We start from the raw sequence: 13,137 nt of genomic DNA, 5'->3' as shown, positions 1-13,137 counted from the left end.
TAGGAAAATTTCTTGCCTATGAGATTATTATATGACATAATATTTCCTGGGTCAACGAAATAATTTCTCTATAAATCCCGATTGATTACGACATTTTAATGAATTTAAAGTATTTCCATTCAGGAAAAATTATTTCCTATTTGAATATTTTATGTTTTATAATTTCCCAAATATAAATATTGCATGATTTATAATTTCCTAATAAGCCAATGCATTCTGAGTCAACGCAGTAATTTTGCTTTTGATCAAGGTTACGTTATACAATTTAATTACTTCTCAAATCTCAAGACGTATATTTTAGTTTAAATAAGGTTGTGGTCGGATTGAAAATCACGCTCAAGGAGATTGCCCAATTGGCTGGAGTCTCGACGTCAACAGTCTCCAGAGTCATCAACAACAGCAAGCCTGTAAATGAGGAAATTCGCAAACGTGTTCTGAATGTCTTAAAAGAAAAAAACTATCTTCCTTTTGTCGTACAAACCTTATCTCGGCAACAAGATCGACTTTTGATAGGCGTTATATGTCCACAGTATAGCAATACGGTTCTCGATGATTTAATTGTTGGAATTAATAGAATCTGTAAGTTGTATGGATATGATACGGTGATTGGATTATCCGATGGTTCAATGGAAAATGAGCTGCATTATATAGATTTATTTAGCAATTTACCTGTACAAGGCATCATCTTTATGGGAAATCAATGGGAGGAGCAACATTTAGAGATTGTCCAAAAAAATCTTACCCCAGTCGTACTTGTAGGGCAGATTTCATCTTTCCCTTCCATTCCGTCTGTACATGTTGACAACATCACAGCCTCTTATGAGGCAGTCACGTATCTGCTGCAGAATGGCCACCGTCAGATTGCCATGATCCGTGGAATTAGCGGGGGAGCCATTTGGGGGGATCGTTTTAAAGGTTATCAGAAGGCACTGGCCGATTTCGGAATCGCTGTAAATGAAAAGTGGGTTGCAGAAAGCAGTTTATCTGTAGAAGATGGGAGTAAAGCTATGGCAGCCATCCTCGAAAACGATCCTTTGCCAACAGCCGTTTTTTGCGCAACCGACTCGATGGCCATCGGTGCCATCGCCTATCTTACGGATCATGGATATCGAGTTCCCGAGGACATATCCGTATTTGGTTTTGATGGAATCGAGTTATCGAAATTGATTCGCCCAAAGTTGTCTACAATCGAATACTCTGCCATTGAAATCGGGATGACTGCTACACGGAATTTGATCAAACTCTGCAAAGGCGAACAGGATCACATTGCGCATCATATCAATGTCATGCATCATCTGGTCCCCCGTGAAAGCACCAGACCCATTCAACTTTAAATACGCAAGTCCGCGAACAAATAATCGTGTGGGCTGCCAATTATATGGAAGGACGTCTCTTATCTGCGGACTATTTAATAAAATAAAAATAAGCCCACCTCATGGTGGGTATTCTAATTTCAACGTATAGGCTATTTGACGCTTATGCTTAAACATGCATTTGAATTTTTCGCCTTAAAAGTTAAGAAGCTTGTTTTCAATCCAATCTAAGAATCCGGAGTGAATAGGAGTTAGGGGATTCAAATCTATGTTTAAGTAAAATTCATCTACCAATACTTTCTTTAACACTTGATCCCATTTTTTTGGTAAAAAGACTTGTTCGATCATTTCACGGTTTAATCCACCAAATTCATGAATAAGTTCATTCCGTTTTTTGTGTATTTTTTCCAATTGCGATACCCAAAAACTCGATTCAGGTTCCCTTAATAAGCTTAACGGATCAACAACAGAAATTAAATTCTGATAGGTTCTTCTATTTGGATAACGTGAATTATTTGACAAAAAATTATCCTGATGAATCAAATTATCTGAACTGTCTTTTAGAAGACTCGTATATTCATTTCTTAGTGTTACAGAAAAATTACCTTTATTAAATTTCTGTGGTCCTAGTAATGTGATCACCTTAATTTTTAATAGGTTTTCATAAAAGGTCATCAATAAAGTTGTCCATTCATTATATTCCTCTAAATGATAATAGTTTACCAATTTCCAATATTGCTCCTCCAAAAGCTTTTTGAAGGATATATCTTTTAACCACTTCGAATCGATCGTTTCGTGAATACTAATCCCCTGGATCAATTCCCGCACCTGATTAAAAAAACTTTTAAAAAAGAGAGTATCTCTAAAATCAGTATTTCGAATTTTATTTAAGGTTTCAATGGACCTCTGGTATTGTTGATTCCGTCTCATTAATAATGCATCCAAGAAGAGGAATACATCTTCATGATTGAAATCTACAACGGAAAGATTCTTTAATAAAGTTTTAACCTGGCCATAATGATTTCCCTCAAATAGTTCATTTAAATTTCTTAAGACCTCTTTTAAGGACAAATATGTATTGACTTGGATATCTATTGCAGGAGGCTGTTCTTCATCTTTCGCAGGGCGTGGCGAATAAATAAATTTTTTGTTGGTTCGAAACTTTTTCCATTCGTGAATAGCATGTAAAAGACCAAAATTACACGCGGGAGTTCCCCCTGTCATCGATATAAACAGAGTTTGCCCAAAGTCAGTTCCTTCAAAATTGAATTGTTCTTCTAGCAAATTTATAGCTTTTCTATAATGAATTAACATATGATCATATGAGTAGGGAACTTCCTGAATCGGAATGCCAATTACTCTAGCAGATTCATTTAAGAATAATTTCTTTTTTGCAATTGCCAACTGAATAATTTCAAAATCTAAATAAGTATCCGAATTACCAAAGGATTCACTCTGTTGTCTGGTATAAAACAATACTAGAAAACTGAGTTTCTCTCCTTTGTTTAAAAGATATTTTTCCACACTTGAGAGTATCGGGAACTGCGGATCATCTAAGACTTGTGTTTCTGATTTCAGATCTTCCAAAACTACTGAAAGCGAGTCTCTCCTTTCTTTTTCTGTTAATCTTTTTCTTTCAGGTTGGATATCCGAATTTCCAATATTCATCAGAACAATCGCCATACTGATTCTCCTATCCATTTGAATAGAACTGTTTCCTTGTACATAAAGACAACTAAGAAATTTCAGAGGTTACCATCAATGATTGGTAGACGTGCGGGCATAATAAACCCATAACACATCTGAACAACTTTGTCTGTGTGATTAAAAGAAATATTGGAAAGAATTCTACCACAAAACTTCTGCGGTTTTTGAGTATAAAAACATGCACCATGTTCGATCATTAATATAGGCTTTTTAAACGGATTTACTGATACACCTTTCGAAAATTCTTCACCTAGACGGCCGTACTTTGTTTTAATTTTATAAAACCCATTAGTAGAATCATCTCTTGAAGGAACAAAATGGGACAAAACCACAAACCCATTCGGATTATTGATTCGTCTCACTTGCATGTGTTGTTTTGTTATAATTCGAAATCTCCCATAACCTATTGATTTTTTTGCCCCAATTCCTTCATATTCGAGATATTTCATCAAGTCATCAATTCGATTTTCCCATGAAAGGTCGAAAATTTGAAAGTACAAAGATATATTCATTGAGAACCAACGATAACTCGTTTCATACAGTCCACCTTCAGTAAGACTTGTGCCAGTTGTTCGATCAATAATTGCGTGAATTTGTTGACCTATAAAATCCCTTGGTTCATCCATACCAGGCATTTGTACAAAAGTACCGTTTAGCATTTCATAGAAAAGGTTAGTACTAACCCATTTTCTAGCTTTCAACTTTTTATTGGTACGGGCCTCTTTTATTTGTTCTTGTTTATGTAAGGGTTGTTCCTTTTTTCTAAAAGGAATCATTGGTTTTGGAAAAAAACCTGTCGGAAAACCATTTGATACAACAAACGGCGGATTGCCTTGTTTACACATATCTATCCATGATTGTAAGGCTTGTTCCCCCTCGCATCTTAATAAGGCCCAAGCCATCGATCCCATGATCATATCACTATCAAGAGTACCAACCAACGGGGAATGAAATTGCAACTGATATTCTAGGATCATTTAGGATCAACCACATCTTCTTTATAATTTTGTAATGGCACAGTTTCTACAACAACATTCTTAAACTTTACTTTTCCGTATCCACGTCCACCAGATCCACCTAGATAATCATGTTCGACGAGTTTCAATCCTTCAAGTACAAAATTCACCACATCTGTCTCCAAATCGTTTTCAAAGATTCGTATACTGATTTCAAAATGAAATTCTGTTTCAGCAGGTACACGTTCAAATACCCGAGGTTTTTCTGCTTTTCCTACAGAGCGATTAATAAAGTTTTCTGTCTTAACCTCTACAAAATTCATTCCAGATTCCTCATTAGCATTTTTTAAAACTGCTAAACTTTTCTCTGCCATATGGGCGTCACGTACAAGTACACGAGTTGGGGACGTAGATTTTAAAGAACCAAAATTTATGCATACCTTGCACGTACCGCAACCACAAGGGTAAATACTCGTATTTGAAGAATAGATAGATTCTAGTAAAGAACGCATTTTCCCTTTCAATGAGGATCCGGGGATATATGGAACACGTGTAATAGGATGACGAATAATTGGTGCATCTACACCGCCAATGTCAATACTATCCTTAGTTCCGCCAATTTTCAGTCCCGTTTCACAATGTATAATTCCTGTAATCTTCGTAAACTGTTTTAATTTCACGAAAATCCCTCCATTTAATTAATGAATCATTTTTTTTCAGAAAAAAAACAAATGATGCTTTGATAATGTCTTACAAATCCTTTTAAATTATCAGGATTTCGCGAGGCTAAATTTACGTTTTCACGAATAAAGTTTTTAAATTGATAAGGTGCTACTTCTCTTTTCACCGCAATCTCAGCATCTGGAATTAATGCTTCAATTTGATTTACGATCCCTTCAAAATCATTGTTTGATTTATATTTCTCATACGCACTTAAAAGCTTTGAGTAAAATCGTCGCAACGTAGTTGATGTCATTTTAATTTTGCCACTTACTAAATCTTCTGCTACACGCTTTGCATCTTCAATAATAATTCCACGCCGTAATCTTTTGTTTGACGAATCGGTATAATACCCATTTTTCAAATACTCATAATTATTGGGGTATCTTTGATCTGCCATCGTTATCAAACTCCTCCTTTTTAAACATTTGTAACAATTTAACCTGAACTGGGATATATGCCAATGGATTCATTTCTTGAGAGTCAATGTATTTGGAATCAATGAATTGACTCACCCATTGAAACAATTCGGTATCTTGCCGTGAAATGTTTTGTTTAATCATATAAGATATCCAAGGTAGATAGGTTGGCCCTATTTCACCATTTCGATACGAAATATAGTCATTAGCAAATGAAGAGAGGCGATAAAGTATCGATGAAGAGATTTTTTTCATCTGCCACCAGTTCAAGAGTTTATCAGTTTCTTCCAACAACAACGCAAAACGTTCCCAACTGAGCGAAGTATTAAAAATGCTTACTTGATTTCGACTTGTATTATTTTCAATTGACGGTATTTCCTTTGCATTTTCTAGTTCATTCTCGGTTAGTTCTGTTTGATAATGGATCGGTGACTTGGGATGAGCAAATGTTAATCCTGCTGATATTGTAATATCTGGATGATTGCATACATGCTTATAAAACGAATTTTTTAAAACAATTGAAAACTTTGTAATTTCTTCCCAAGGGCCTATAATATAAAGATCGTCCCCACCTGAAAAAACGGTATAAATATTTGGGAAATATATTTTTAACTGTTCCGAAAGCCAACCTGAAAAAAACATATCCAACATAAAACTTAGGCTAGAGATTACAGACAAGCGTAATTTTTTGTCATTCTTTTTCAAACCAAACGTCATTATTATTCCTAAATTGTCAACATCGGCCTTCAAAAATCCAAGTTGTTTTGTGCCCTTACTTCGTTCCGCAATTTCATCAAAGGATAAAACTTCATTGCCATTCCAAGGAACATGATTAGATATCATCTTATTAAGTAATGGCAGATTCACAATCATTGCTTTGTCTTCAACAGTCTGAAAAGCCCAAACGACATAGGTTTGTTCATTTTGTTGCGGCAACTCGTCATGAAATGTTACCGAAATACCATCTAAGAACTCAATATCTCCAGAAACATGCGATTTGTGGTAAAATGCAATAAAACGTGCTGTTAGCAATTTGCGGCCTATTTGATGATCTCTGTAACAAAATCTGCACATGCTCTTGTCTTTTTCATGGATCTTAAACTTTTTACAGATGATACACCGACCATGCTCTTTGTTTTCTTGAATGATCCATTTTTCTTCATACCAAGTTTGATTATGAATTAACGTTCCAGACAATGGCCGTGATTTTCCCAAAAGTAATGATTCATTCAGTTTTTCAAGAATAAAATCACCATCTCGAATTTGATCCTTTTCAAAATGAAACCATCCAAGATTGATAATGAGTTCCCCATTTGTATTCGCAATCATCCATGTGTCTAATTTTTCTTGCAATCGATCTAATTTATCATTTATTTCTTCTCCTCCAGGAACAAGAATATAAAATTTTCCGCCAGAAGACATTATTACATTCAAAGGACTAATGTGAAAATGGTTGGTTATCATTTGACTCATTGCTTCGGACAAAAGTGCCACATACATTGACCTCGCCCTCAACCTTCGTGCAATACCTTTCTGACCTGAGGCAGCAATATCAAATATATAACGCTGTATTCCTGAAATATCACCTACTAGAATTGATATCTGATCGGTATGCTGCAATAGACAAGCTGAAATAGACGCTGCCATTCTACAAAGATCTGAAACAGATTCCATTGGTAATCCTTTGACAGGAGCAGGAATACACCAAAGCCATTGCTGAATCGAATTTGAGATGCGAACAATAAATTGATCGATTGTAGACCATTGCAATTCAAAAAGGCTTTCTAACTCCTTTCTAAAATCCTCAAGGTGTTCTCTCAAACGTAAAATATCCATGTTTTGAGTTTGCTGATCTGCAAATATTGCCTCAGGATTTAGACGAGACAACCGATAGTAACTTCGTCTCCAAAACGATTGTTCCAGCTCCACATGACAGTAAACAGAAACCATTGCCATGGGATCTTTCGAATACTGATGAAATCCTACAAGTTCAAATGTTTGATTCAAGCGGTTAATTTCATCATTTGAATTTTTAGTTAAAATGCTCTTTAATCGTTCAATTAATAATTTCCCATCAAAAGGGTTCTGGATTCTTTGTATGCAAGACAGATGTGCAGAATATGATTCTTTACTGAGATACGTTTCAAACAGCTTGAAAACTGGAAAATACATAGCGGTTAAAATTATATCTGCCTGCTTCATGCATTAATTCCTTTCACAAATTTATTTGCAACGTTTCGGCCATGATCTTTTATATATGATTAATACTTTCATATATTATGAATCACCAATCAGATCAGTTATAAAATGAATTAATCCTAGACAATTTTCACATGTCCGAGCCCCATTGTAGACTTATAGCCAATCCCCATATAATTTGCAAAATCACAAAGCAATTTAAAAATTGAAACCGTATAATCAGAAATATTGTTACCAGTGGGAGAAAATATCATATCACCTGTAAAACTAACGATTTTATATTTTACGAACGATACATTTGTTGTTTGTAATCGATACCGATTTATGAGAATCTCCCGGTCCCAATTAATTGAAAATGGAGGAAATGGTTTCTGATATAATGCATTGAACTTTCGACCCAATCCAGAAAAAAACAGTTCAGGCGTTGGAAACAATATATGCACCCCTTCACTTCTGAATGTAGTAGGTGAAAGGAATTGAACTTTTCTTTCTTTAGTAGAAACTGATGTAAAAGAACTTTGAATTAAATCATCATATGTAATTTGCTGTAAAATACTAGTTTCTTTCATTAAAAAAATGGCTGTACCTAATTTCACACAATCTATCTTTTGAATTAATTCACCAATAAAATGAACTGCTTCAAATGTAGCAGCACCAATCATTAAAGTTGCTGTATCTCCTTGAACATAATTCTTGCCCGCTGAAAAATTTTTAAAAGAAACACGGAATGGTTTCACTTGCACTTCATGCCAACGAGATGCAATCTCTGGACTTAAATTACGTAAGTTATTAAATAACCATCCATGAACCGCCTCTCCTTCATTCCCTCTAACTTTCCCTTCAGTTATACATGCTAGTGTAATCGACCATAAGCACAGCAAAAAAATCCCCCAATTATGATAAAATCTATTATTACTCTAGTTTTGAATTAAGTTGGTTTATCTAAATCGGACCATCGGGAAGTTCGTGATTAGTTTCTAACGTGATGAAGATCAACTGGCCGTTGCCATACAAATTTTCCGCCCTTACTTTTATCGCGTAAAGGGAGCGTTACCAAAGGAAATATTCCAGACATAGCATGCAACTTGATAATAACAACTTGAGCCAAAGCAGACATACCTGGCAAAGCAATGGTCACTATACTTTTTTGATCTCGTTGATAATTTCAATCCTAACAAATGGTCAGCCCCATGTATGATGTCCTGTACGCTGACAATTTCTATTCCATTATTAACATGAAAGGGAACAGAAATAATCGTTTTTCCTTCCAAGCAATTATCTGTGCTTATCTCGATTGGGTTACTAGATAAATTGACAACATGCTGCTCACTATTAATTCGCAAAGTTTGTAGTGATTGAATTTTTCTCTTGTATTCTCTTTCACTTTTCCAAAATTGTATTCCTTGCTAAAGCATTACACACCCACCGATATTACTAAAAACTGGAACAAAATGAAACATTATTCCAAAAAATCACCCACGCCACTTATCTTCCCCCCGAATCATAATAAACACAAAAATAACATAATCTAGTAAATATTGTATAGGATTGTAATGCTATTTACAATACAAAACAGGTGCTTATTCACACCCCGTGGGGAATTCAATTTCCTCTGAGTCAATCTTGTTCCCGCTTGTGCGAACGTAGCCTAATCGGAAAGTTTCAATTCCCCGTGGGGAATTCAATTTCCTCTGAGCAGCTTCATCTGCGCCGTTTGTTTCACGTAATTTTACAATGGTTTCAATTCCCCGTGGGGAATTCAATCTCCTCTGAGCGACAAAGTAGCGTTTCCGTTTGTGATTGTCGTTCCTGCGTTTCAATTCCCCGTGGGGAATTCAATTTCCTCTGAGTGTAAGTTTGGATCAGGCCATTCATTTTCTGCTGTATCGCGGTTTCAATTCCCCGTGGGGAATTCAATTTCCTCTGAGCAATCAGGAAATCCAACGAATCCAATCGAACGTGTTGAGTTTCAATTCCCCGTGGGGAATTCAATTTCCTCTGAGGGAAACAACGAGGACAAAGAAATGTACAAGTATCTTGTGTTTCAATTCCCCGTGGGGAATTCAATTTCCTCTGAGGACTACAACCGGAAATACGTATACTTTGTTATTGCTGTTTCAATTCCCCGTGGGGAATTCAATTTCCTCTGAGTGATGGAAGGTCGGCCGATCACGAAAAGCGCGATTGACAGCGTTTCAATTCCCCGTGGGGAATTCAATTTCCTCTGAGATGAAACGGTCGAGGCAGCGATTCAAGAACTAGCTAAGTTTCAATTCCCCGTGGGGAATTCAATTTCCTCTGAGTTCAACAACTTTTAAAGCTGCGTGTTGCATATTTTCAGTTTCAATTCCCCGTGGGGAATTCAATTTCCTCTGAGACATGCTGATATATTGGAAGCAATGGATAGTACATCTGATATGTTTCAATTCCCCGTGGGGAATTCAATTTCCTCTGAGGTAAGCGATGGCAATGCGAAATTCCTGGCAGAAGTCACTAGGAAGTTTCAATTCCCCGTGGGGAATTCAATTTCCTCTGAGTCCTTTGGAGCTAATGAGGATTAGTTCTTTTTTAGTCACAGGTTTCAATTCCCCGTGGGGAATTCAATTTCCTCTGAGATTCTCGGCTCTCGACCGATTCTTGCGATTTTTGAAAGTTTCAATTCCCCGTGGGGAATTCAATTTCCTCTGAGGCAATTGATAAGTTACAAAAACCCTCATCAAACTGTGATACGTTTCAATTCCCCGTGGGGAATTCAATTTCCTCTGAGTTCTTTTTTTCGATTTCTAAATGTTTCATGTACGCTGTTTCAATTCCCCGTGGGGAATTCAATTTCCTCTGAGCCTATGCCACCCCATGCTCCACAAACGACCCCACGCTGTGTTTCAATTCCCCGTGGGGAATTCAATTTCCTCTGAGATGGAAAAATGCAGGAAGAACAAATGAGATTGATTCCATAGCGTTTCAATTCCCCGTGGGGAATTCAATTTCCTCTGAGTCCATATATTTCCTATTTCTAACCAATGTTCGGATTTTTGGTTTCAATTCCCCGTGGGGAATTCAATTTCCTCTGAGTTGTGCTTCAATGTTATTTTTAGCTCGAAAGGAAGACATGTTTCAATTCCCCGTGGGGAATTCAATTTCCTCTGAGAAGAAAACGGCAAACGGAATTGCTTTGTTCGGAATGGACAGCGTTTCAATTCCCCGTGGGGAATTCAATTTCCTCTGAGCTGAGAGGATCTATTCGGGATACGTTGGAAAGTTATTACAAGTGTTTCAATTCCCCGTGGGGAATTCAATTTCCTCTGAGTGGGTAATGGCGTGGGAATACTTCGACAAAACATTAAATGTTTCAATTCCCCGTGGGGAATTCAATTTCCTCTGAGGATTTTTGAATCGAAATTCTTTTCGGAATACTTTTAAAAGTGTTTCAATTCCCCGTGGGGAATTCAATTTCCTCTGAGTTATTGGAGTTAATTCTGACGTGTCGAACTTGACATTGGAGTTTCAATTCCCCGTGGGGAATTCAATTTCCTCTGAGGTAGATCATCAACTCCCGCGAATGTATCCCATAATTCAAGGTTTCAATTCCCCGTGGGGAATTCAATTTCCTCTGAGGGTTATCATAACTCTCGTATTGAAAGTTATTTATTTGATGTTTCAATTCCCCGTGGGGAATTCAATTTCCTCTGAGATATTTGTCGCATAATTTGGGGACATGTACGTTTCACATGTTTCAATTCCCCGTGGGGAATTCAATTTCCTCTGAGTAGCAAACGCGACCGTGGAAGTAGAGACACCGAAAGATCCAGAGGAGTTTCAATTCCCCGTGGGGAATTCAATTTCCTCTGAGATAATTGAGAGGGTTTGTCAAGTACTACCACAAAGTTGAGGTTTCAATTCCCCGTGGGGAATTCAATTTCCTCTGAGTCCGACATGCTCGCGATGTCATCGCGCAATGTACCGACGTTTCAATTCCCCGTGGGGAATTCAATTTCCTCTGAGAGAACAGCAGCGGCACACAGTTTTTAAATGTGAACAGGTTTCAATTCCCCGTGGGGAATTCAATTTCCTCTGAGTCCTCAATTCGTTGACTTTGTAAGGATAGGTAATATTGTTTCAATTCCCCGTGGGGAATTCAATTTCCTCTGAGTTTGTTGATAAGCGCTTGCCCCGCCTGTCCAGTCTGTAGGAGTAGGTTTCAATTCCCCGTGGGGAATTCAATTTCCTCTGAGATCCACCAAAACCAGCGAAATTCAAAGGATCAACATGGACGGTGTTTCAATTCCCCGTGGGGAATTCAATTTCCTCTGAGCTGCCAAACGACCCAAAGAAATACTCTTGCGGCAGCGTCGTTTCAATTCCCCGTGGGGAATTCAATTTCCTCTGAGCCGCCCTTTTGCATGAAGCACTTGTTCAAACGGTAGACATTATGTTTCAATTCCCCGTGGGGAATTCAATTTCCTCTGAGAAAAAAAGTAGCATCACCGCTCTTTGCAGTCTTGTCTGCATCGTTTCAATTCCCCGTGGGGAATTCAATTTCCTCTGAGTGCCAACACAGTTTAAAACTGAATTCAGAGGTAGCGTAAAGTTTCAATTCCCCGTGGGGAATTCAATTTCCTCTGAGGATCCTTCACGATTGAGTCAAATTAAAAAAAATTGCACCCGAGTTTCAATTCCCCGTGGGGAATTCAATTTCCTCTGAGACCCTCTCCAGTCGCTTGCTGTAAGCGTATGAGCCAGTTTCAATTCCCCGTGGGGAATTCAATTTCCTCTGAGGCAGCGACCGAGATTCTTCGTTTGCCCGACAGCGGAAAATGTTTCAATTCCCCGTGGGGAATTCAATTTCCTCTGAGGGTTCATGTCTATCACAGACAAGAACGGGAATTTGTTGCTGTTTCAATTCCCCGTGGGGAATTCAATTTCCTCTGAGCGGCGAAACGAATCAACCGAAGAAAAACAGTAACAATCGTGTTTCAATTCCCCGTGGGGAATTCAATTTCCTCTGAGTTCCGCTTCCTCCATTCACCGTAGTGCTTCTCGCATAGTTTCAATTCCCCGTGGGGAATTCAATTTCCTCTGAGGGCTGTATTCGCTGCGACAGTAAAAGAGACGGTATTTATCGCGTTTCAATTCCCCGTGGGGAATTCAATTTCCTCTGAGTAAGGAGCAAAACCTTTTGCATCTTGTTCAATCTCCGCAGTGTTTCAATTCCCCGTGGGGAATTCAATTTCCTCTGAGACCAGCTCGTTTCATCGCACCGCCTGCGAATCCGCCTGCTGCGTTTCAATTCCCCGTGGGGAATTCAATTTCCTCTGAGGAACACCGCAGAAAAAGGCGCTTGACTTAGTCGGTGGCTTACGTTTCAATTCCCCGTGGGGAATTCAATTTCCTCTGAGAAGCGAAGTTTTGCCGGAACCAACGGAGCCGGATATAGCGCAGTTTCAATTCCCCGTGGGGAATTCAATTTCCTCTGAGGTGGAACCTTTTCACCTGAACAAAGCGTAGACGTTTCTTAGTTTCAATTCCCCGTGGGGAATTCAATTTCCTCTGAGTAAGTTACGCCTGTACTATACACAAAAGTCAAGGATCGTTTCAATTCCCCGTGGGGAATTCAATTTCCTCTGAGGTTATTTTTATAACTTTGAACCCTTTTAAATTCTCAAAGTTTCAATTCCCCGTGGGGAATTCAATTTCCTCTGAGTCAGTGCAACGGGATTCGGCACCTTTACATTCTCAACTGTGTTTCAATTCCCCGTGGGGAATTCAATTTCCTCTGAGAGAATCACTGGCATATTACGGTGAACCGCTTGATGAGTTTCAATT

At 38.0% G+C, this 13,137-nt stretch carries 8 protein-coding genes and 1 CRISPR repeat array (1 of these 9 cut by a window edge); of the genes, 1 reads left to right on the top strand and 7 read right to left on the bottom strand.

From position 1 onward, the window contains the following. Positions 1 to 323 precede the first annotated feature (323 nt). On the top strand, positions 324 to 1,334 hold the full coding sequence (locus LSG31_RS10375; RefSeq protein WP_347439183.1) for a LacI family DNA-binding transcriptional regulator: 1,011 nt from the start codon (positions 324 to 326) through the stop codon (positions 1,332 to 1,334). Positions 1,335 to 1,508: 174 nt separating this feature from the next. On the opposite strand, the gene LSG31_RS10370 is transcribed toward LSG31_RS10375, so the two are convergent. From LSG31_RS10370 to csx15, 7 genes are all read right to left on the bottom strand, one after another. Continuing rightward, positions 1,509 to 2,996, bottom strand: coding sequence for a hypothetical protein (locus tag LSG31_RS10370; protein ID WP_347439182.1), 1,488 nt, complete (start codon positions 2,994 to 2,996; stop codon positions 1,509 to 1,511). A 62-nt stretch (positions 2,997 to 3,058) separates the two neighbouring features. Beyond that, positions 3,059 to 3,997, bottom strand: coding sequence for a type III-A CRISPR-associated RAMP protein Csm4 (gene csm4 / locus LSG31_RS10365; protein ID WP_347439181.1), 939 nt, complete (start codon positions 3,995 to 3,997; stop codon positions 3,059 to 3,061). Then, positions 3,994 to 4,656 (bottom strand): type III-A CRISPR-associated RAMP protein Csm3, encoded by a 663-nt coding sequence (gene csm3 / locus LSG31_RS10360; RefSeq protein ID WP_347439180.1) that lies wholly within the window; start codon positions 4,654 to 4,656, stop codon positions 3,994 to 3,996. The genes csm4 and csm3 overlap by 4 nt, the downstream gene beginning before the upstream one ends. A gap of 26 nt (positions 4,657 to 4,682) precedes the next feature. Continuing rightward, positions 4,683 to 5,096, bottom strand: a complete 414-nt coding sequence (csm2, locus tag LSG31_RS10355) for a type III-A CRISPR-associated protein Csm2 (protein WP_347439179.1) — start codon at positions 5,094 to 5,096, stop codon at positions 4,683 to 4,685. After that, positions 5,071 to 7,317: a type III-A CRISPR-associated protein Cas10/Csm1 gene (gene cas10, locus LSG31_RS10350; protein WP_347439178.1), complete on the bottom strand. Its 2,247-nt coding sequence runs from the start codon at positions 7,315 to 7,317 to the stop codon at positions 5,071 to 5,073. Before cas10 ends, csm2 begins: the two co-directional genes overlap by 26 nt. Positions 7,318 to 7,433: 116 nt before the next feature. Further along, positions 7,434 to 8,195 (bottom strand): CRISPR system precrRNA processing endoribonuclease RAMP protein Cas6, encoded by a 762-nt coding sequence (gene cas6, locus LSG31_RS10345; protein WP_347439177.1) that lies wholly within the window; start codon positions 8,193 to 8,195, stop codon positions 7,434 to 7,436. An 89-nt stretch (positions 8,196 to 8,284) separates the two neighbouring features. Continuing rightward, positions 8,285 to 8,455, bottom strand: a complete 171-nt coding sequence (csx15, locus tag LSG31_RS23340) for a CRISPR-associated protein Csx15 (RefSeq protein ID WP_430734274.1) — start codon at positions 8,453 to 8,455, stop codon at positions 8,285 to 8,287. A gap of 439 nt (positions 8,456 to 8,894) precedes the next feature. Further along, a CRISPR array of direct repeats spans positions 8,895 to 13,137; the repeat unit is 37 nt; unit sequence GTTTCAATTCCCCGTGGGGAATTCAATTTCCTCTGAG; it runs 1,242 nt beyond the window's last position.

It is taken from the genome of Fodinisporobacter ferrooxydans, assembly GCF_022818495.1.
Classification (GTDB): domain Bacteria; phylum Bacillota; class Bacilli; order Tumebacillales; family MYW30-H2; genus Fodinisporobacter; species Fodinisporobacter ferrooxydans.
This window is presented reverse-complemented; position numbering and strand designations above follow the sequence as displayed.